Here is a 20951-nt window from a genome sequence, read left to right as displayed (position 1 = left end):
AGACTCCTTATCCTGATTGATTGTTCGAACTGAGGCGACTGGCGCTTCAGGCGAAAGGCATCATGGCGGCGATCTGCTTCAGATCACTGTCATGCACCGCCGTGGCCCCACGCAAGTGACGCTTGTTCTTGGTGGTTTTCTTGGTCAGGATATGGCGCTTGAACGCTTGGCCACGTTTGACAGTGCCGCCCGGACGCACGCGGAATCGCTTTGCGGCACTCTTTTTGGTCTTCATCTTGGGCATGATTGCTCCATTAAATATGACATATCCGCAGGCGGTCTGACGATGAACCAGACACTTTCAAGCCCACGCACACGAGTTTTGCGGCATTCGCCCATCTGAGCCAAACACACGCGACTGCAGCTTGCGCCACAGGTTTGTTCACCGCCAAAAAGCAGGAACGCACTTCTCGCATTTGCTGCACCAGCACCATTTGAACCAGCGCAGCAAAGGCTGTTTATTTTTTCTTCTTCGGCGAGATGACCATGATCATCTGGCGCCCTTCCAGCTTGGGCATCTGCTCAACCTGGCCGACATCTTCGACATCGGCCTTAACGCGCTCCAGCACCCGCATCCCGATGTCTTGGTGGGTAATTTCACGCCCACGGAAACGCAGACTGACCTTGCCTTTATCACCTTCCTCCAAGAAACGGCGGAGGTTACGCAGTTTGATCTGGTAGTCGCCGTCGTCTGTTGCCGGACGGAATTTGACTTCCTTGATCTGGATTTGCTTTTGCTTGGACCGGGCTTCGTGGTTCTTTTTTTGTTCTTCGTATTTGAACTTGCCGTAATCCATTAAACGACAGACCGGAGGTGATGCGGTCGGCGCAATTTCCACCAGGTCCACATCATGCTGCTCGGCGAGTCTGAGCGCCTCGGTGAGGGAAACCACCCCAAGCGCCTCGCCGTCAGGTCCGACTAGGCGGAGTTCGGGAAGCGTGATTTCGCGATTCAGACGATGCGCGCGTTTTTCCGGTGTATTACGGCTCTGGAACGTAGCGATGGCTCAAACCTTTCAATTCATTTAGACAAATATGCTGCCCCAGCTGAGTTCTTACTGCTGGGCTGATCCGCGCGACTGCATTTCCTGGGAGAGTTTTTGCGTCAGCGCCTCTAGGGACAGCACCCCGAGGTTGACATTGCCGCGTGCCCGTACCGCGATGGTTCCCGCGTCTCGCTCTTGGTCACCGACCACAAGCAAGTAAGGCACTTTGCTCAATGCATTTGCACGTATTTTATAGTTGATTTTTTCGTTGCGCAAATCCAACTCGACCCTAAAGCCTTGTTTTGTCAGCGCTTGTGCAACAGATCGTGCGTAATCGGCCTGCGCGTCGGTGATGTTCATCACGACGGCCTGAACCGGTGCGAGCCACAGCGGCATCGCGCCGGCATAGTGTTCGATCAGTACACCGATGAAACGCTCCATCGAGCCGACTATCGCCCGGTGCAGCATGACCGGCCGCACCCGCTGCGAATGCTCATCGACATACTCGGCATCCAGCCGCTCGGGCATCATGAAGTCGACCTGCATGGTGCCCACCTGCCAGGCGCGACCGATCGAGTCTTTCATGTGGTATTCGATTTTCGGGCCGTAGAACGCGCCCTCTCCCGGCAACTCCTGCCACGCCACACCGCAAGCCTGCAGCGCAGCGCGCAATGCGGCCTCGGCTTTGTCCCAAACGGCTTCTTCGCCGATGCGCTTTTCTGGGCGCAAGGCAATCTTCAGGGCAATATCGGTAAAGCCGAAGTCGGTGTAGACCTGCATGGCCTGCTGGTGAAAAGCTGTTACCTCGGCCTCGATCTGATCTTCGGTGCAAAAAATATGACCGTCATCCTGCGTGAAACCGCGCACTCGCAGCAGACCGTGCAGCGCACCGGAGGGCTCGTTGCGATGGCACGCGCCAAACTCGCCATAGCGAATGGGCAAATCGCGATAGCTGCGCAGACCTGAATTGAAAATCTGGATATGACCGGGACAGTTCATCGGCTTGACCGCGAACTGGCGCTTTTCGGACTCGGTGAAGAACATGTTCTCCGAATAGTTGTCCCAGTGACCCGAGCGCTTCCACAAGCTCACATCGAGAATCTGCGGTCCCTTGACTTCTTGGTAGCCGCTATCGCGATAGACCTGCCGCATGTACTGTTCGACAGCCTGCCACAGCGCCCAGCCTTTGGGATGCCAGAAGGCCAGCCCCGGCGCCTCTTCCTGGAAATGGAACAGGTCGAGTTCCTTGCCGAGCTTGCGGTGATCGCGCTTTTCCGCCTCGGCCAAGGCGTGCAGATAGGCGTCCTGATCTTCTTTCTTGGCCCAGGCGGTGCCGTAAATCCGCTGCAATTGCGCGTTGCGATGGTCGCCGCGCCAATAGGCGCCGGCCACCTTCATCAGCTTGAACACCTTTAGCCGCCCGGTCGATGGCACGTGCGGGCCGCGGCAAAGATCGGTGAAAGCCCCTTCGGAATACAGCGACACATCCTCACCCGCAGGAATGCTGGCGATGATTTCGGCTTTGTAATGCTCGCCGAGCGACTTAAAATAGTCGACCGCTTCATCACGCGGCAGCACTTTGCGGCGCACTGGCTCATCCTTGCGGGCAAGTTCGGCCATGCGCGCCTCGATCTTTTCGAGATCTTCAGGCGTGAAGGGCCGCTTGTAGGCGAAGTCGTAGTAAAAGCCATTTTCGATCACCGGGCCGATGGTCACTTGCGCGTCGGGGTACAGGTCTTTAACAGCGTAGGCTAGAAGGTGAGCCGTCGAATGCCGAATCACTTCCACCCCCTCGGCATCCTTGTCCGTGACGATGGCCACCTCGGCATCTTGCGAAAGGCGGTAGCTGGTATCGACCAGCTTGCCGTCAACTTTTCCGGCCAAGGCCGCCTTGAACAGCCCGGCGCCTATCGACTGCGCCAGTTCGGCGACCGTCAGCGGGGCTTCGAAAGCACGTTTGGAACCGTCTGGCAGGGTGATTTGAAACATGATGCGTCTCGCTCAAATAAAAAAGGTGCGGATGGACCGCACCTTGTCATCGCTATGCACGGGCGTGCGGACCTCTAAAACTTAGGGGGTCTGCAAGCTAGTTCGAAAAGGATGCATGGCGTTGTATGAGGAGATTGGAGAGAGTTTGGTAGGCGGTATTGGAATCGAACCAACGACCTCTTGCATGTCAAGCAAGCGCTCTAACCATCTGAGCTAACCGCCTACGAAGCCCGCAATCATAGCACGGCTCTTGTGCACCCAATAACCGAGTTATTTTCTCGAAGCTTTCAGCACACCGGGCACGTCGGCAATGAGCTTGAGGGCGCGCTTGAGTTTGGCGCTGTTGGCCAACTGCACGGTGAACCGCATCTGCGCTAGGTCGCCTACTGAGCGGGTGCTCACTGCGATGACGTTGATGCGCTCTTGCGTCAGCACGTCGGAAATATCGCGCAGCAAGCCTTGGCGGTCGTTCGCGCTGACCTCCAGGTCGATCGGATAGAGCGCGCTGGCATCATCTTGGCCGGCCCAGGTCACGGCGATCACGCGCTCGGGATGCTGGCGCGCGATATTGCGAAAATTCTGGCAATTGGCGCGGTGAACCGTCACGCCTTTCTCACGGGTGACAAAGCCGCCGATGGCGTCGGGCGGAGCCGGTTTGCAGCATGCCGCAAGCTGCGTGAGCAGCGAGCCCATGCCCACGACCAGCACCTGCCCGCCCTGCTTTTTAGGGGCGGCGCCACCGCTTGAAAAAACCAGCGACTCGTCCGCAGCCGAAGTCGCGGGATCGGCGCGCAGGTAGGCCTCGATCTGCCGCTGCGAAAACTCATCTTTGCCGACGCGCTCGAATAGCTCATCGGCAGTGCGAAACCCCAATCCTTCAGCCAGACTCTGCAAATTGAAACTGGTCTTGCCCTCGCGCTGCAGCAGGCGCTCGACCTGCGCTCGGCCCTTGGCAATCGTCTGCTGCTGGGCGAGTTGATTGAACCAGGCGCGCACCTTGGCACGCGCCCGAGGGCTGCGCAAATAGCCCAGCTCGGCATTGAGCCAGTCTCGCGATGGACCGCCCTCTTTCGCTGCGACGATCTCCACCGTCTGCCCGCTACGCAGCGGCGTGGTCAGCGGGATGAGTGCGCCATCGACGCGCGCGCCTCGGCAGCGGTGCCCCAGATCGGTATGTAGCGCATAGGCGAAATCCACTGGCGTGGCGCCTCTGGCCAGCTCAACAATGCGGGCCTGCGGAGTCAGTACGAAGATGCGGTCTTCCGCATCGGCCTCCACGGCGGGGTCGGCGGAGGCGCCCGTCGATGCTGGCGCACTTGCTGCTGACGAACTTGCACCGGCGAGTTCCTGCTGCAGTGCCAGCAGCTGGCGCGCCAGGGCGATGCGCGATTGGTAGTCGCCCGCCTGCGTTTGCCCTAGATAACCCTTGGCGCCCGCCTCTTTGTAGGCCCAGTGCGCCGCGCTGCCCTGCTCGGCGTGCGCATGCATGGCGGCGGTACGAATCTGGATTTCAAAAATCTGCCCCGAGTCGGTTCGCACCACGGTGTGCAGCGACTGATAGCCGTTGGGCTTGGGCTTGGCGATGTAGTCGTCGAACTCGCCCGGCAGCGAAGCCCACATGGCGTGCACCACGCTCAAGGCGGCATAGCAGGCGCTGACGTCGCCGACGATGATGCGCAAGGCTCGCAAGTCCATCACCTGCTCGAACTGCAGATGCTTGCCTTGCATCTTGCGCCAGATGCTGTAGATGTGTTTGGGTCGGCCAACCACCTCGGCGGCGATGTGTTGCCGCTGCAATTCCTTCTGCAGCAGGGAGATGGCCGTGCTGATGCCCTGTTCGCGCTCGACGCGCCGCTCGTCCAGTTTGCGGGCGATGTCTTTGTAAACCTCGGGCTGCATCAAGCGGAAAGACAGGTCTTCCATCTCCCACTTGACCTGCCAGATGCCCAGACGATTCGCCAGCGGGGCATAGACCTCCATGCTTTCAGCCAGAAATGCCGCAGGCGCGGCTTGCTTGGTGCGGGTGAAATATCGCAGGGACTGCAGCCTTGACGCCAGGCGCAGCAGGGCGACACGCAGATCGCGTGAAAATCCAAGCAGCAGGCGCCGCACCAATTCGGTGTGCCGACGCCGCAGTTCCGCCTCGTCCGGACCGCTCCTTGCCATGCGGGAGACTTCGACCAGCTTGCGTGTTTCCACTGACAAGGCCGCCAGCGCTTCGCCGAAGTGTTTGCTCAGCTGATCTTGCGGATGCGCCAGTTGCGGCACCACCAGATTGAGGTAGGCCGCGGCCTGGGCGTCGGCATCGGCACCGATTTCGCGCAGGATGGCGCTCACGCCGTCCGCATGCTCCACGGCGGGCTCGCCGGTTTCGAGCACCACGGTATCGATCAGCGCCAAGGCGTAGGCCCGCGCCTGGTCGATCCGTTGGTCTGCGGGCTCCGCCTGGGCGGCGCTACGCACTGCGACGGACTGATTGGGGCTCACGACAGCAAAAAGTCGCGCACGATGCCCACCTGGTCGGGCTGCACCAGCGTCGGCGCGTGCCCCACGCCAGCAAGCTCGACCAGACGCGCCCTGGGGCCGCGCTGCGCCATCGCCAGCGCCGTCTGCACATTGAGAATGTCGGAATCCGCCCCTCTCACAACCAAAGTCGGCGCTGCGATCTGATCGTAGGCCTGCCAAAGGGCGATTTCGCCAGCCGCTACGGCCTGCGCCGTCGCCGCGCTGAACGGCTGAGATAGCGCGGGGTCGTAGTGCAAGCGCCAGCCGTCACCGTCCGGGCGCAGCATGGGGCGAGTCAGCGCCATCCATTGCTCCGGGGTGTGGGGGCCAAAGCCCTGCGAAATTTCGCGTAGCGAATCAGCCGCCTGCTCGGGGGTGTCGAAGCTCATTTGCCGTCCGACATAGCTGGCGATGCGCATCAACCCTCGCGAATCGAGCGATGGTCCCACATCGTTGAGCACCAGCCGATCTATCGGGCTGTGCTGCATGCCGGCCAGAGCAATACCAATGAGCCCGCCCAGCGAAGTGCCCACCCAAGACACCCGACGCGCCTTCAAGCGGGCCAGCAAGGTGACAAGATCGGCAAGGTATTGCGGCACCTGATACAGCGCAGGATTGGTCAACCAGTCCGACTCGCCCCGGCCGGGCAGGTCGGGGCACACCACGCGGCGGCCCGGTTGCAGCGCCTGAGCCAGCACGTCGAAATCGCGGCCCTGCCGGGTCAGACCATGAACACAGACGACGACATCATCTTGGTCCGCAGCGCCCCATTCCCAATAGGCCAGGCGATGCAAACCTCCGGGATGCAGGCATTGCACGGAGCAGAGACGAGGCTGATTTTCCACGGCGATCAACTGAGTTTCAGAAGGATCGGCTCATCATACCGATCACCGACCGACTCGGAGAGATCAGTGTTGCGATTTGTGCGTGGCGGAGGGCGCTCGCGCATTCATGCCCTGCGTCGCGCCTTGAATCTGCTGCCGCAGAACTTCCCGGTCATGCAAGGTCAACACATGCGGCTTGACGGGCGTGGACGCTGCCGGGCTGAGAAACTGCGAAGTAGCCAGACGGCCATCCGCCACCTTGCCGCCCACTCCTTCGGCCAGGTTGGCCTCCACCGGCCCGGCAATCTGGCGCAGCCGCTGCGGCATCAACGCCGCAGACGCCCCCGCCTGGGCCACCGTGCCGACAAGGCAGGCGCCGATCAGGGAAATCAGGCGTAATCGACGCCAGGATGGACGCAAGATCACAGGCAAGGGCGTATCCAAAGTTTGCAAATGAAATTATCGAATCGAATCGACCCGAATCACCTTGCTCTCGCAGTAAACTGTGTAACAAGCCTTAAGCTGACACATCGCTGCAAGGAAGGTCGGCAGCCTAGTTTGCCTTGTTTTTGCCTTGTTTTCATTCAGGAATGACGCCTCTATGGACCACGAAAAACCGAAGAAGCTGATGGTCGTCGATGACGACGCGCGCATCCGCGACCTGCTACGTCGCTATCTTTCCCAAGAAGGTTATGAAGTGTTCGTAGCCGAAGATTCCAAGGCGATGTCGCGCATCATGGTGAAGGAGCGCTTCGACCTGATCGTGCTTGATCTGATGCTTCCCGGTGAAGACGGCCTGTCCATTTGCAAGCGTCTGCGCGCCTCCAAAGACCAGACCCCGATCATCATGCTGACGGCCAAGGGCGAAGACGTGGATCGCATCATCGGCCTGGAGGTCGGCGCTGACGATTACCTGCCCAAGCCCTTCAACCCCCGCGAACTCCTCGCCCGCATCAGCGCAGTGCTGCGTCGCCAGCCTTCGCCGGAACTGCCCGGCGCGCCCTCGCGCGAAGACGAAACCGTGGTGTTCGGCCCCTTCAGCCTCGATCTGGCCCGGCGCGAACTCAGCAAGAACGGCGAAGTCATCAGCCTGACCACCGGCGAATTCGCCATGCTCAAGGCGCTGGTGCGTCACCCACGCCAACCGCTGTCGCGCGACCGCCTGGCCGAGTTGGCCCGCGGACGCGACTACGAAGCCTTCGACCGCAGCCTTGACGTCGCCATTTCTCGTCTGCGCAAAATCATCGAAACCGACGCAGCGCATCCGCGCTACATCCAGACCGTATGGGGCGTGGGCTATGTCTTCGTCCCCGACAACGCCGAAGGCTGATCCTGACGAAGGCCCTACCCCGCCCGACCAGACGCCGGGGCGTGGCGCGGGCTCGGTCGGCGGCTCTGCGGCTTTCTCTCTCAGTCCATTTTCCCGTATGACGCGCTGGATCAGCGCGCTGTTCGGCCGCCTGTACTGGCGCACTTTTCTGCTCATCGTCCTGCTGGTCAGCGCCAGCCTGGCGACGTGGTTCCAGAGCTTTCGGCTGCTCGAACTCGGCCCCCAAGTCGAGCAGACTTCCCGGCAGATCACCAGCCTGATCGATCTCACGCGACTGGCGCTGATTCACTCTGACCCGCAATACCGGGTTTCGCTGCTCGAAGATCTGGCGAAAAAAGAAGGCATCTACATCTACCCGCGCAGTCCGGGCGATCAGTGGACGCCGATGAATCATTCCGAATTCACCCGGCGGCTTGAAGTCGCGGTGGACACGCGGCTGAACGAACATCTCGATTTCGCCGACGTCGTGAACGACCGCCCTGGCTTGTGGATCGGCTTCGTGCTCGAAGGCGACCCCTACTGGTTGCTGCTCGACCGCTCCCGGATCGATCCCTCGCTGAGTGAAACCTGGGCAAGTTGGGGCGTCATCGCCACCCTGCTGGCGCTCATTGGTGCGGCGGTCATCGCCAGCTTTGTCAACAAGCCGCTGCGCGATCTGCGCCTGGCCACGGCCCGCGTAGGCGCCGGCAATTACTCTCAGATGCTCGACGAGCTGTCGGGCATGCGCGAAATTCGCGAAGTCAACCGGGGTTTCAACCGCATGGCGCGCAGCCTTCAGGAAGTCGAAGAGGAGCGCGCGCTGATGCTCGCCGGCATTTCGCACGACATCCGCACGCCGCTGGCCCGGTTACGGCTGGAAGCCGAGATGAGCGTGCCCGACGAGCAGGCGCGCGAATACATCATCGAAGACATCGAGCAGGCCGACCGCATCATCAGCAAATTTCTTGAATATGCGCGCAGCACCACGCCGAAGATCGAGACGGTGGATCTCAATGCCTTGATCGACTTTGTGCGCGATCGTTATCAGAAAGACGAGACCGTGGTGCTGCACCTGCAGACACCGCCGGTTCCGCCTGTCCGCGCCAACACCCTGGAGCTGCAACGCGTTGTGGTCAATCTGGTGGAAAACGCCAAGCGCTACGCCTTGACACCGGGAGAAGTGCACACCGATCTCGACATCAGCCTGCAGCCGGGCATCGACCATGTGCAACTCACCGTGCGCGACCACGGCCCGGGCGTCCCGGCCGATCACCTCGCCCAGCTCACCCGTCCGTTCTTTCGCGGCGACGCGGCCAGAACCTCGGCCAAGGGCACGGGCCTGGGTCTTTCCATCGTGGAAAAAACCATCACCGCCATGGGCGGGCGGCTTGAACTCAGCAATGCTCAGCCCAGCGGTTTGCAGGTGCAGATCTGGTTGCCACAAGCCAGCGCCCATACCGGCTGAGACATCACGATAGACACCACGGGGTATCCCGGGTTGTGCGACGGTTTGTCACACCTTAGCCTCTGAGTTGGATGGGCTGCCCTACGTCGGCTGCCCCCAACATGGAGGAGAACTGGGATATGACGCCAGAAGAAGCGCAGCATCACCCGCTAGCCGCGGAAACCCGCACCCGCGTGAGCGTGTGCAGTCTGCAATGGAATACGCCTTTTCGCTGGCTGGCCGCCGGTTGGCGCGACTTTGCCCGCTGCCCGGTTGTCGGTCTGAGCTACGGGCTCATTTTCACCGCGCTCGGCTGGCTGCTGGCCTGGACGCTGGCGAGTTCGCCTGAATACACCTTGATGCTGGCTGCTGGCCTGCTGCTGGTCGGCCCTGCCCTGGCCATGGGCTTGATGGAAGCGAGCCGCCGCTGCGAGATCAATCTGAAGGCGCGGCTGAACTTCTGTATCCGCTGCTGGTGGCCTCACCGGGGCAGCGTGGCCATCTTCGCCGGACTGCTGCTGGTCATCGAGTTGCTGTGGGGGCGCACCGCGCTGGTGGTGTTCGCCTTGTTTTTCGATGCGGGCATGCCCGAAACCGGCGGCGTGTTGCGGCTCTTGCTCGACCCTGCCAACGTCACATTCGTCCTGGTTTATCTGGGGGTCGCCCTGCTGTTTGGCGGGCTGGTGTTCGCCATCAGCGTGGTGTCTATCCCCATGATGCTCGATCGGCCCGTGGACGCCATCACCGCGGCGTTGACGAGCCTGCGCGTCTGCCTGGAGCATCCGGTGGCGATGTTCTGCTGGGCGGCGTTGATCGGCAGTATCAGCCTGCTGGCCATGCTGCCCTTTGGCCTGGGCTGGATTATTGTGCTGCCCGTCATTGGCCATGCCAGCTGGCACGCCTACCGGGGCGTCGTCTGCCCCAGTCTGCAACAACCCGCAGCGACCTGACCGTCAAGTCTGCAGCGAGGTCTTGAACACCTGGCCGGCATGCTCACGCAGGGTATGGAACTGGATTTTGGGTGCCAGCTCCTGCATCACCCGCAATTCGCTGGCGTGCGTGAGCAAGACCGCCGGCGCATCGACCACGTCGTAGGCGATGCGGTGGGCATTGGTTTCGATGAACCGCTTGAGCGCCTGCGGATCGTCGCAAGTGAACCAGCGCGCCATGCGGTATTTGCTGCTTTCCATGCGCGCATCCACGCCATACTCCGACTTGAGCCGGTGCTGCACCACTTCGAACTGCAGTGTTCCCACGGCCCCCAGCAGTAGGCTGCCGCCGGTGGACGGGCGAAAGACCTGAATCGCGCCCTCCTCGCCCAGTTGCTGCAGCCCGGTGCGCAGTTGTTTGCTGCGCATCGGGTCGGCAATTTCGACCGCACGAAACATCTCGGGCGCGAAGAACGGCAGCCCGGTGAACTGCAGTTCTTCGCCCTCGCTCAGGCTATCACCCAGATGCAGCGTGCCGTGATTGGGAATGCCAACGATATCGCCGGCAAACGCTTCGTCCAGCAACTCGCGCCGCTGCGACATGAAGGTCACGACGCTGCCCGGCCGAATGTCCTTGCCCGTGCGCCCCACCCGAATTTTCATGCCGCGTTCGAAATGGCCCGAGACAATGCGAACGAACGCAATGCGGTCACGGTGAGCCGGGTCCATATTGGCTTGGATCTTGAACACCACGCCGGTAAACGCGCTTTCGTCCGGCTGCACCACCCGCGTGGTCGCCGCGCGCGGCAATGGAGACGGCGCGAGTTCCACCAGCGCATCGAGCACCTCCTGCACGCCGAAGTTGTTGATCGCCGAGCCGAAAAACAGCGGCGACTGACGCCCTGCGAGAAACTCCGCCGCATCAAAAGCAGGCGCTGCTTCGCGCAGCAAACCGATTTCGCCCTGCGCCTGTTCGTAGGGCTGGCCAAAGCGGCGCGCCGACTCGGGATTGTCGAGCCCGGTCAGCATTTGGTCGTCATCGCGCACCCGCTCCTCGCCGGGCCGGAACACCCGCATGCGGTCCAGGCGCAGGTCATAAACGCCGTGAAATTCGCGCCCCATCCCCACTGGCCAGGTAAACGGCACCACGGCCATGCCCAGATTGCGCTCGATCTCGTCCATCAAGTCGAGCGGCTGGCGCACCTCGCGGTCCATCTTGTTCACAAAGGTGAGAATCGGCGTGTTGCGCGCCCGGCAGACTTCGAGCAGACGCAGCGTCTGCTCTTCGACGCCGTTGGCCGCATCGATCACCATCAAGGCCGCGTCCACTGCGGTCAGCACGCGGTAGGTATCTTCAGAAAAATCTTGGTGACCCGGCGTATCCAGCAGATTGATCACGCAATCGCGCCACTCCATCTGCATGACCGACGACGCCACCGAAATGCCCCGCTGCTTCTCAATCTCCATCCAGTCAGAAGTGGCGTGGCGACTGGCCTTGCGCGCCTTCACGCTGCCCGCAATCTGAATCGCGCCGGAGAACAGCAGCAGCTTTTCGGTCAGCGTGGTCTTGCCCGCGTCGGGGTGAGAGATGATGGCGAAAGTGCGTCGCCTGCGGATCTGCTCGCGGTTCAGTTCGGATTCGTTCGTGCTCATAGTCTGGCCGGGTCGCATCTCGCGACGGCTTGCATCTGGGGTAGGCTTTCAGATGCGTAGCGGGAAGAGCGTTTGAATTTCATAGACCTGAGGCCTTGCAGCCCGCGCGCTACGCGCAAAGTGACCGCCAATCCGGCGGTGCAGCAAACCCGCTATTTTGCCTGAGACCCACCCCGCATGACACGCCAAATCGTCCTCGACACCGAGACCACCGGCCTCAATCCCGCCAGCGGCGACCGCATCATCGAAGTTGCCGGAGTCGAACTGTTCAACCGCAGGCTGACGGGCAAGCACTACCACGTCTACCTCAACCCCGACCGCGCCAGCCACCCCGACGCCCTCAAAGTCCACGGACTCACCGAAGAATTTCTCTCCGACAAGCCGCGCTTCGCCCAGATCGCCGACGACCTGCTCGAGTTTGTGCGCGATGCCGAAATCATCATTCATAACGCCCCCTTCGATTGCGCCTTCCTCGACGCCGAACTCGAGCGACTCAACCGTCCCGCCTTCAAGCAACACGTCCCGCTGGTCACAGATACGCTGGCGATGGCTAAGCTGCAGTTTCCCGGAAAGTTCAACAACCTCGACGCCCTGTGTAAGCGTTTCGGCATCGACAATGCACACCGCACCCTGCACGGCGCACTTCTCGACGCCGAATTGCTCGCCGAGGTCTATCTCAGCCTCACGCGAGGCCAAGAAAGCCTGGTGATCGATCTGGAGACGCCTCAACAACAGATGAGCGTGGCTTCGCACCGACTCGATCATTTTTCCCTGCCCGTTCGCGCCCCCAGCAGCGACGAGCAAGCTGCGCATGAAGCGTTTCTGCAATTGCTCGACAAAAAAAGCCAAGGCAAGAGCATCTGGCGTCCGGGCGCGGAAGCGAGTCAAAACAGTTGAGCCGAATAAAGTGTGCAATAATTGCAGACTTTGCTGATCGTCCTTCCTGGAACGCAAGGGTGATTCGGGCGGTTAACTCAGCGGTAGAGTGCCACCTTCACACGGTGGAAGCCACTGGTTCGATCCCAGTACCGCCCACCAGTTTATTATTCGGTATAGTTCAAAGAGAGCCGTAAAGCATACAGAAATCAATGCTTTATGGCTTTTTTTATTCCGTAGCTGTTCGGTGTCGTTCTTTGACATCCGCGAGTTGATAGGGGTACAAAGCAGGGGTACATCAGAAAGGCATGGGGTACATGCCTAGATGGGGGGAACCCATGCCGCTGACTGATACCGTCGCCCGCAACACAAAGGCCACCGACCGCGCCCAAAAGCTCAAGGTCTTCATTGCGGCGGGCTCCGGGCTCGCACCGTTCCAGCCGATGTTTCGGTAGCCTGAAAGGCAAGCTGAACTCGACAGCGCCGTGCTGTAATTTGGATGAAGGACCGTCGCGCAGGACATCACTGCCCGCTTGCGTCCAATGCCCGGGATGGTCGTGCGGTGCCTCAGTCGCGAAGAGCCTCGACCGCAGGCTTCATTGATCGGTGGCCGCAAGCCCCGAGTTGCGCCCCTCATAAAATCGCGACGCAACTCACATACGCCTACGCCCATGCAAAACCGACAGTCCAGCACCAAGCTCGCGCCGCGCTCCAAGGAGGGGTGGCGGGCGTACTGGTACCGGGTGATGTATTACCACGACGAACGTGACGAAAAGCTGTTCGATCTGGTGCTGATCGGCTTCATTCTGCTCAGTGTGCTGATCACCGCGCTCGATTCGGTGCAGGCCGTGCATGTTCGTGCGCATGGGGTGTTTTATGTTTTTGAGTGGATTTTCACCATCGCCTTCACGCTGGAGTATGTGCTTCGGCTGTCCGTGGTGCAGAACCCGTGGCGGTATGCGCGCAGCTTTTTCGGCATCATCGATCTGCTGTCTTTCCTGCCGGCGTATCTGGAGTTGCTTTTTCTCGGGTCGGGCCATCTGACGGTTATCCGGACTCTCCGGGTGCTGCGTATTTTCCGGATTCTCAAGCTGATGCAATACACCAGCGCGTCGAATCAGATGCTCGATGCGCTTTCTCGCAGCAAGAACAAGATTTTTGTGTTCGTGCTCAGCGTGCTGACGCTGACCACTATTTTCGGCTCCATCATGTATCTGGTCGAGGGGCCGCAAAACGGCTTCACCAGCATTCCGCGTGGCATCTACTGGGCCATCGTCACCATGGCCACGGTGGGTTTTGGCGACATCACGCCGAAGACGGCGCTGGGGCAGATCATCACCTCGGGCATCATCATCGTGGGCTACGGCATCATCGCCGTGCCGACGGGCATCTATTCGGCGGAGCTGATCAACTCGTATCGGAACCAGCGCCGCGTCGAAGAACACCGCCAGGCGCAAGAGGAAGACGCCACGGCGTGCTCGCGTTGCGGGCTGGTCGGGCACACTGCAGATGCCCGCTATTGCCGCCGCTGCGGCGAAGCGCTGCCGGGTATCAGCCGGGCCACATCTTCCCCGGATTCATCAGATTCTGCGGATCGAGCGCCTGCTTGAGGGCGCGCATCTGGGCCAGCGCAACCGGGTTACCGTAACGCGCCAGATCGTCCCGCTTGAGCTGGCCGACTCCGTGTTCTGCCGAAAAAGTTCCGCCGCAAGCCACCGCGGCATCGTGCACGATGCGGTTGCAAACGGTTTGATGCTCGGCCAGAAAACGTGCCGCATCCGCGCCCACCGGAGCCTGCACGTTGTAGTGCAAATTACCGTCGCCCAGATGGCCAAAAACCACCAGGCGTGCACCGGGCAGCGCCTGCGTGACCAACTCGGCGGTGGACTCGACAAAGGCGACCATGCGCGAGAGCGGTACGCCGATATCGTGCTTGATGTTCAGTCCCTCCTGTGCCTGCGCCAGCGGAATCGATTCACGCAGATGCCAGAGCGCCTGGCTTTGCGACAGGCTCTGCGCCACGGCTGCATTGACGATCAAGCCATCGTTCAGCGCCATCTCCAGCAAAGACTCCAGACGCGCCCTGCCCTGCGGCTCGCCCTCGGTTTCGCTCGACTCCAGCAGCACGCACCAAGCGCTGGGCAACTCAAAAGGCAAAGCGAGTTGCGGAAAATGTTGCTGCACCAGTTGCAGACTGTGCGCGCTCATCAGCTCGAAGCCGGTCAGGCTGCACCCCAGCCGGGCGTGTGCTAAGCCGAGCAGGTCAATGGCGGCGGCCACATCCTGCACCGCGACCAGCGCGGTGATCTGCGCCGCCGGTTGCGCAAAGAGCTTGAGCGCCGCCGCAGTGATGATGCCCAGCGTACCCTCGGCGCCGACGTATAGATCGCGCAGGCTGTAGCCGGTATTGTTCTTACGCAGCAGGTTGAGTGCGTCGAGCACCTCGCCCTGCGCGGTGACGACTTCCAGTCCGAGACACAACTCGCGCGCATTGCCGTAGCGCAAGACCGCCGTGCCGCCAGCGTTGGTCGAAAGATTGCCGCCTATGGTGCAACTGCCCTCAGCGGCCAGAGACAGTGGAAACAGCAGACCGTGCTCGGCCGCGGCTTGCTGCACGGTGGCCAGCACACACCCGGCTTCCGCGACGAGCACGCCGCCCGCGGGGTCGATGGAGCGAATGCGGTTGAGCCGCCGGGTACTCAGCACGATCTGCTCGCCGCTGGCGTCTGGCGTGGCCCCGCCGACCAAGCCGGTATTGCCTCCCTGCGGCACCACCCCCACGCCATGCAGCGCGCAAAGCTGCACCACCCCGGCCACCTGTGCGGCGTCGCCCGGCTGCACCACGGCCAGCGCGCGTCCCTGATAGCGTTTGCGCCAATCGGCCAGATAGGGTGCACAGTCTTCCGCCAGGTGCAGCACATGCGACGTGCCCAGCAAGGCGCGCAAGGCGTCCAGCAAACGATGCTGTTCAGCGGACAGCATGGCGCGACGCTCCGGTGCGCAAAAAACCGGCCACGCAGAGGAACAACAGCAGCGAGAGCAGCAGTTCAATCCACCCCAGCCCGCGCGAGGCGGCGCTGGGGTCGGTCAGCGCGCGGGTGATGCCTTCAGCCGCGTAAAACCACAACAGCAGGCTCAGCCAGCGAAACGTCTGCACCTTGCCCCTCAGCACGCCGGGCACGGCGGGCAGGAGGGGCAGCACCTTGAGCACCAGCAACGATCCTCCGGGATGCAGCGGCGCTGCCCAAAGCTCCCAGACCACGCACAGCAGGATGAGCGCCAGCAGGCTGGCTACCGCACCCCGGTGCCAGACATGCTGCCAGGAGGCGGTCGATAACCGTTGAGAAGAATCCGACATCATGCGCTCGGTTCAGTCTGCCGCAAGCTTGAGCGCCACTCGCGCAAGCCGTTGCCCCAGCGCGAAGGCGAGGCGCTTTTCTTCTTCGCTCACCGGCAGGCTGGCGTCGGGCGCGGCGTGATGGCTGGCGCCGTAGGGCGTGCCGCCACCGTGGGTGGTCATCAGCCCCGTCTCGGTGTAGGGCAGGCCGACGATCAGCATGCCGTGGTGCAGCAGCGGCAGCATCATCGACAGCAGGGTGCTTTCCTGCCCGCCATGCAGCGTGCCGGTGGAGGTGAACACCGCCGCCGGCTTGCCCGCCAGAGCGCCCGAAAGCCATAGCGCCGAGGTCTGGTCGAGAAAGTATTTGAGCGGCGCGGCCATATTGCCAAACCGCGTGGGCGAGCCCAGCGCCAGAGCGGCGCACTCCTGCAGATCGCTCAGTTCCACGTAAGGCGGCCCTTCGTCGGGAATGGACGGTGCAGTCTGCTCAGCCACGGTGCTGACCCGCGGCACGGTACGCACCCGCGGCAGCGCCCCCGGCACCTGCGCCACGCCTTGCGCCATACTTTCGGCCAGCGTGCGGGTGCCGCCGTGTACGCTGTAATACAGAATCAGGATGTCTTTCATGCCGCTATCGTATTGCTATGCCCCGCCTTCGCCCCTCCGACACCCTGCTCGCCAGCCTGCGCACCCTGGCCCGACGCTTTGCTCAGGACAATCTGGCGCAAACCGCGGGTAGTCTCACCTTCACCACCCTCATCTCCCTGGTGCCCCTGCTCACCGTGGTGCTGGCGGTGTTCACCGCGTTTCCGGCGTTCGACAGAATGCAGGGGCAGATCCAGGCGCATCTGGCGCAAACCATGCTGCCCGATGGCATCTCGGACAAGGTGTATCACTACCTGAGCGATTTCGCCGCCAAGGCCAAGAGCCTCGGAGTGGTCAGCGTGGTTTTTCTCATCGTCACCGCCACTTCGATGATGCTGACCGTCGACCGTGCGCTCAACGCCATCTGGCGCACCCCGCGGCCCCGTTCGCTGGCGCAGCGCGTGCTGCTCTACTGGGCCGGTTTCACCCTCGGCCCACTGGTGCTGGGCGCGAGTATCGGTCTGATGAGCTTCGTCGCTGGCGCACACCGCGGCTTGCTGCATCACCTGCCCGGCGGGGCCAGCGCCTTGCTGAGCTTTGCTTCGTGGGCCGTCATGGCTGTGGCGCTGGCGGCGCTGTTCCGCTTCATTCCCAACACCGAAGTGCGTTGGCGCGACGCGCTCATTGGCGGATTCGTCGCCGCGCTGGCCTTCAGTCTGGGCGGGCGGGCGCTGGCCTGGTATTTCTCCACCGTCACCACCTACACCGCGGTCTACGGCACCTTTGCGGCCCTGCCCTTGCTGCTGTTGTGGATCTACTTCAGCTGGATCGCCGTGCTGGTCGGCGCCATGATTGCGGCTTATCTGCCTTCGCTGCGTGTGCGCGCGATCCGGCTGGACGGCTATGCGGGCGCCGAGTTTCTCAACGCGGTGCAAGTGCTCAAGCTGCTCCACGGCGCGCGCCTCGCACCCGATTGCGGCCTGCCCGCCGATCAACTCTCCAAGCGCCTGCGCATCGATCCCCTGCAATTGCAAGACCTGCTCACCGTGCTGGAACGTCTGGGCTGGATCGGCAAGGTCGCCGCCAAGCCCCGCAGCCCCTCGCGCTGGGCGCTGCTCTGCAACCCCGAGGCCACGCCCCTTGGGCCATTGATCGACGCGCTGCTGCTCGATAAAAAGCGCGCTGCACACACCTCGGCGCTGCTCGGCCACATGCTCAGCGATGAAGAGCGCGACTGGAGTCTGGCTCAACTGCTATCGGTACCGCCCGTCACAGCCGATGCGTCAGCATCTGCCACCACATCACCCAGTCGCCCATCAAGCTGAACAGCGGGCGCTTGAACGTCGCCGGACGGTTGTGTTCGACAAAAAAGTGGGCCGCCCAGGCAAAAGCGTAGCCGCAGATGACGGCCGCGAGCAGCCACCATGGGTTGGCGGTGAAAATGAGAAAAAACAGGCAGATCAGCGCCAGGGTTGAGCCAGCGAAGTGCAACTTGCGGGTAAGCGGCAGCCGGTGCTCGGCCAGATACAGCGGATAAAACTCGGCAAACGTGCGCGCCCCGGCGAGTTGCGCGGCGCTGGGGGGTGAAGGCGCCTCAGGCTGGGCCTGCGGGCGATGATGATGTGCACGCATGGGGTGTCTCCAGATTCGTGCTTCGGACTACACCACTATAGGCGAGCTGTCGGAGCGTCAGCGGCCGCACATCCGAGTTTTCGCGGCTTCGTATTCCCGCTGCAGTTGGGCCACCAGGTCTGCGGCGGGCTGCACCCGGCCCACGGCCCCTATGCCCTGGCCGCAGCCCCAGATGTCTTTCCAGGCTTTGGCCCCGCCGATGGCGGCGGCGAAATCCATCTTGCTCGGATCGCCCTCGGGCAGATGGTCGGGATCGAGCCCGGCGGCGGCGATCGAGCCGCGCAGGTAGTTGCCGTGCACGCCGGTGAACAGGCTGGAGTACACGATGTCTTGTGCGCTGCTGTCCACGATCATCTGTTTGTAGCCCTCGGCGGCGCGCGCCTCGTCGGTGGCGATGAAGGCGCTGCCGATATAAGCCAGATCGGCCCCCATGGCCTGCGCGGCAAGCACCGAGTCGCCACGGGCAATGGCGCCTGAAAGCACAACCGGCCCGTCGAACCAGCGCCGGGTTTCCTGCACCAGCGCAAAAGGCGATTGCGTGCCCGCGTGTCCGCCGGCGCCGGCCGCCACCAGAATGAGACCGTCTGCGCCCTTCTCCACCGCTTTGTGCGCAAAGGTCTGGTTGATCACATCGTGCAGCACGATGCCGCCCCAGCCATGCACGCCCTGATTCACTTCGGGGCGCGCGCCCAGCGAGGTGATGACGATGGGCACGCGGTACTTGGCGCAGAGCATCATGTCCTGCTCCAGGCGCTCGTTGCTGCGGTGAACGATCTGGTTGACCGCGAACGGCGCAGCAGGCTGGTCGGGATGCGCCGCGTTCCACGCGGCAAGCTCCTCCGTGATTTCGGCCAGCCATTCGTCGAGCTGCGACGCCGGGCGGGCATTCAGCGCGGGAAAACTGCCGACGATGCCCGCGGTGCATTGCGCAATCACCAACTTGGGATTGGAGATGATGAACAGCGGCGACCCGATGACAGGCAGCCGCAGCTTGGAAAGAATGGCGGGCAGACTCATCTCAGAACGCCTCCACCGGCAGGGCCATCACGCTGTCGGCGCCACTCAAGACCGCATCGCGCAAACCGCCGCAGCGCGGCAGGATGTGGGCGCAGTAAAACGCAGCGGTGGCCCGTTTGGCTTGGGCGAAGGAGGCTTCATCCGCCGGAAGGTCGCGCGTGGCCAGCCAGCTTTGCGCCATCTGCCAACCGGCCATCAGGTTGCCCGCCAGCATCAGATACGGCACGCTGCCTGCGAACACCGCATTGGGGTCGGACTTGCCGTGCGCCGCGACAAACGCCACCACCTGCGCATACGCTTCGCGGGCTTGCCGCAGCTGGCCAGCCATGCCCACGGCCTGCGCATCGCCCGTGGCCGTGAGTGCTTCTTCGACCTTGCTCACCCGCGCGGCGAAGTGCAGCGCCAGGGCGCCGCCATCGCGCACCGTCTTGCGTCCCACCAGATCGTTGGCCTGGATGGCCGTGGTGCCCTCGTAGATGGTGAGTATGCGGGCGTCCCGGTAATACTGGGCCGCCCCCGTTTCTTCGATGAAGCCCATGCCGCCGTGCACCTGCACGCCCAGGCTCGCCACCTCGATGCTCATCTCTGTCGAGTAGCCCTTGACCAGCGGCACCAGAAACTCGTAGGCCGCCTCGTGCGCGGCGCGCTGCCCGGCATCGGGATGGGCGCGGCCCACATCGTGCAGACTGGCAGCCACCAGCGCGAGCGCGCGGCAGCCTTCGGTGAGCGCGCGCATGGTCATGAGCATGCGGCGCACATCGGGGTGATACACGATGCTCACCGACTGCGCCGCGCTGCCGTCCACCGGGCGCGACTGCACCCGATCCTTGGCATAGGCCGCCGCCTTTTGATAAGCCCGCTCGGCTACGGCAATGCCCTGCAGGCCCACGGCGTAGCGGGCGGCGTTCATCATGATGAACATGTATTCCAGCCCGCGATTGGCCTCGCCCACCAGATCGCCAATCGCGCCGGTTCCCACCTCGCCCTTGCCGTCGCCGTAAATCAACACCGCCGTCGGGCTGGCCTTGATACCCAGCTTGTGCTCGATGGAGGCGCACCAAACGTCGTTGCGCCGCCCGTCTTCCAGCACTTTGGGCACGATGAACAGCGAAATGCCCTTGACCCCCGCCGGCGCATCCGGCAAGCGGGCCAGCACCAGGTGGACGATGTTGTCCGCCATGTCGTGCTCGCCGTAAGTGATGTAAATCTTCTGGCCGAACAGCCGGTAAGTTCCGTCGCCCTGCGGCTCGGCGCGGCTGCGCACCAGCGCCAGATCAGAGCCCGCCTGCGGCTCGGTGAGATTCATGGTGCCCGTCCACTCGCCAGAGATCAGCTTGGGGATGTAGCGCTGCTTCTGCGCATCGGTACCCGCGGTGAGCAAGGCTTCGATGGCGCCGTCTGACAAGAGCGGGCACAGCGCGAAACTGAGGTTGGCGCTGTTGAGCATTTCGGTGCAGGCCGCCGAGATGCTTTTGGGCAAACCCTGTCCGCCAAATTCAGCCGAATGCTGCAGCCCTTGCCACCCGCCATCGACGAACTGCCGGAACGCCTGCTTGAACCCCGGGGTGGTGGTCACCTTGCCGTCTGCCCAGGCACTGGGATGGAGGTCGCCCTCGCGGTTCAGCGGGGCGATCACATCGCGGTTGAATTTGCCGCATTCCTCCAGCACTGCAGCCGCCGTGTCGGGGGTGGCGTCCTCGAAGCCTGGCAGTTTGGAAATGGACTCCAGGCCTGCGAGATGTTCGAGGTCGAACATCATGTCGCGGATGGGGGCGGTATAGCTCATGCGAGTCTCCGTCTGGGGATGTTTGTGGAGCAGCCGTCTGCGCGGCTGTCGTCGGGTGTCAACACGTTGTGAACGG

At 62.5% G+C, this 20951-nt stretch carries 19 protein-coding genes and 2 tRNA genes; 7 read left to right on the top strand and 14 right to left on the bottom strand.

The annotated features are described in order from the left end of the window. Nucleotides 1-46 precede the first annotated feature (46 nt). The 7 genes from rpmI to ABT24_RS02890 all read right to left on the bottom strand — a co-directional run bounded on the left by rpmI (nt 47) and on the right by ABT24_RS02890 (nt 6730). Nucleotides 47-244, bottom strand: coding sequence for a 50S ribosomal protein L35 (gene rpmI, locus ABT24_RS02920; protein WP_013123033.1), 198 nt, complete (start codon nt 242-244; stop codon nt 47-49). Between the two features lie 214 nt (nt 245-458). Further along, nucleotides 459-1004, bottom strand: coding sequence for a translation initiation factor IF-3 (gene infC / locus ABT24_RS02915; RefSeq protein WP_156052675.1), 546 nt, complete (start codon nt 1002-1004; stop codon nt 459-461). Between the two features lie 51 nt (nt 1005-1055). Beyond that, nucleotides 1056-2975 carry a threonine--tRNA ligase gene (gene thrS / locus ABT24_RS02910; RefSeq protein WP_276728593.1) on the bottom strand — a complete coding sequence of 640 codons (1920 nt, stop codon included), beginning with the start codon at nt 2973-2975 and terminating at the stop codon, nt 1056-1058. Between the two features lie 146 nt (nt 2976-3121). After that, nucleotides 3122-3198: transfer RNA gene (locus tag ABT24_RS02905), tRNA-Val, on the bottom strand. A 47-nt stretch (nt 3199-3245) separates the two neighbouring features. Next, nucleotides 3246-5462 carry a RelA/SpoT family protein gene (locus tag ABT24_RS02900; RefSeq protein ID WP_276728596.1) on the bottom strand — a complete coding sequence of 739 codons (2217 nt, stop codon included), beginning with the start codon at nt 5460-5462 and terminating at the stop codon, nt 3246-3248. Next, complete coding sequence (locus ABT24_RS02895) at nt 5459-6298, bottom strand: alpha/beta fold hydrolase (RefSeq protein WP_286737321.1); 840 nt, start codon at nt 6296-6298, stop codon at nt 5459-5461. The genes ABT24_RS02900 and ABT24_RS02895 overlap by 4 nt, the downstream gene beginning before the upstream one ends. Nucleotides 6299-6388: 90 nt before the next feature. Further along, nucleotides 6389-6730: a transglutaminase gene (locus tag ABT24_RS02890; RefSeq protein WP_276728697.1), complete on the bottom strand. Its 342-nt coding sequence runs from the start codon at nt 6728-6730 to the stop codon at nt 6389-6391. A gap of 175 nt (nt 6731-6905) precedes the next feature. On the opposite strand from ABT24_RS02890, the gene ompR reads away from it, so the two are divergent. From ompR to ABT24_RS02875, 3 genes are all read left to right on the top strand, one after another. Continuing rightward, complete coding sequence (gene ompR / locus ABT24_RS02885; protein WP_013105699.1) at nt 6906-7634, top strand: osmolarity response regulator transcription factor OmpR; 729 nt, start codon at nt 6906-6908, stop codon at nt 7632-7634. After that, the gene (locus ABT24_RS02880) at nt 7603-9078 is read left to right on the top strand and encodes an ATP-binding protein (protein WP_276728601.1); all 1476 of its coding nucleotides are present in this window, start codon (nt 7603-7605) and stop codon (nt 9076-9078) included. Before ompR ends, ABT24_RS02880 begins: the two co-directional genes overlap by 32 nt. Before the next feature lie 119 nt (nt 9079-9197). Further along, entirely contained in the window at nt 9198-10007 is an 810-nt protein-coding gene (locus ABT24_RS02875; RefSeq protein WP_276728603.1) for a DUF2189 domain-containing protein, read from the top strand. A gap of 3 nt (nt 10008-10010) precedes the next feature. On the opposite strand, the gene ABT24_RS02870 is transcribed toward ABT24_RS02875, so the two are convergent. Beyond that, nucleotides 10011-11639, bottom strand: a complete 1629-nt coding sequence (locus ABT24_RS02870) for a peptide chain release factor 3 (protein ID WP_276728605.1) — start codon at nt 11637-11639, stop codon at nt 10011-10013. Nucleotides 11640-11816: 177 nt separating this feature from the next. On the opposite strand from ABT24_RS02870, the gene dnaQ reads away from it, so the two are divergent. The 3 genes from dnaQ (at nt 11817) to ABT24_RS02855 (ending at nt 14125) form a co-directional block, all read left to right on the top strand. After that, entirely contained in the window at nt 11817-12536 is a 720-nt protein-coding gene (gene dnaQ / locus ABT24_RS02865) for a DNA polymerase III subunit epsilon (protein ID WP_276728608.1), read from the top strand. Nucleotides 12537-12602: 66 nt separating this feature from the next. Beyond that, nucleotides 12603-12677: transfer RNA gene (locus ABT24_RS02860), tRNA-Val, on the top strand. Between the two features lie 509 nt (nt 12678-13186). Further along, nucleotides 13187-14125, top strand: a complete 939-nt coding sequence (locus tag ABT24_RS02855) for an ion transporter (RefSeq protein ID WP_276728611.1) — start codon at nt 13187-13189, stop codon at nt 14123-14125. On the opposite strand, the gene ABT24_RS02850 is transcribed toward ABT24_RS02855, so the two are convergent. From ABT24_RS02850 to wrbA, 3 genes are read right to left on the bottom strand one after another with little or no spacing between them, the layout of a single operon-like run. Continuing rightward, the gene (locus ABT24_RS02850; protein WP_276728615.1) at nt 14067-15497 is read right to left on the bottom strand and encodes an FAD-binding oxidoreductase; all 1431 of its coding nucleotides are present in this window, start codon (nt 15495-15497) and stop codon (nt 14067-14069) included. The genes ABT24_RS02855 and ABT24_RS02850 overlap by 59 nt on opposite strands. Further along, entirely contained in the window at nt 15484-15873 is a 390-nt protein-coding gene (locus tag ABT24_RS02845; protein ID WP_276728617.1) for a DUF2069 domain-containing protein, read from the bottom strand. Before ABT24_RS02845 ends, ABT24_RS02850 begins: the two co-directional genes overlap by 14 nt. Before the next feature lie 12 nt (nt 15874-15885). Beyond that, nucleotides 15886-16482: an NAD(P)H:quinone oxidoreductase gene (gene wrbA / locus ABT24_RS02840; protein ID WP_276728620.1), complete on the bottom strand. Its 597-nt coding sequence runs from the start codon at nt 16480-16482 to the stop codon at nt 15886-15888. A gap of 17 nt (nt 16483-16499) precedes the next feature. Here wrbA and ABT24_RS02835 point away from each other — a divergent pair, with 17 nt between their 5' ends. Next, nucleotides 16500-17765, top strand: coding sequence for a YihY family inner membrane protein (locus tag ABT24_RS02835; RefSeq protein WP_276728623.1), 1266 nt, complete (start codon nt 16500-16502; stop codon nt 17763-17765). On the opposite strand, the gene ABT24_RS02830 is transcribed toward ABT24_RS02835, so the two are convergent. The 3 genes from ABT24_RS02830 to ABT24_RS02820 are packed head-to-tail and all read right to left on the bottom strand — an operon-like array spanning nt 17710 to nt 20875. Then, entirely contained in the window at nt 17710-18072 is a 363-nt protein-coding gene (locus ABT24_RS02830; protein WP_276728626.1) for an Mpo1-like protein, read from the bottom strand. The genes ABT24_RS02835 and ABT24_RS02830 overlap by 56 nt on opposite strands. A gap of 57 nt (nt 18073-18129) precedes the next feature. Continuing rightward, nucleotides 18130-19089 carry an NAD(P)H-dependent flavin oxidoreductase gene (locus ABT24_RS02825; RefSeq protein ID WP_276728629.1) on the bottom strand — a complete coding sequence of 320 codons (960 nt, stop codon included), beginning with the start codon at nt 19087-19089 and terminating at the stop codon, nt 18130-18132. A 1-nt stretch (nt 19090) separates the two neighbouring features. After that, the gene (locus tag ABT24_RS02820; protein ID WP_276728631.1) at nt 19091-20875 is read right to left on the bottom strand and encodes an acyl-CoA dehydrogenase; all 1785 of its coding nucleotides are present in this window, start codon (nt 20873-20875) and stop codon (nt 19091-19093) included. Nucleotides 20876-20951: the final 76 nt, after the last annotated feature.

Source organism: Thiomonas sp. SCN 64-16 (assembly GCF_001725585.1).
In the GTDB taxonomy this organism is placed as follows: Bacteria; Pseudomonadota; Gammaproteobacteria; order Burkholderiales; family Burkholderiaceae_C; genus Thiomonas; species Thiomonas arsenitoxydans.
Note: the sequence above shows the minus strand (reverse complement) of the source record. Positions and strands in the feature narration are given on the sequence as shown.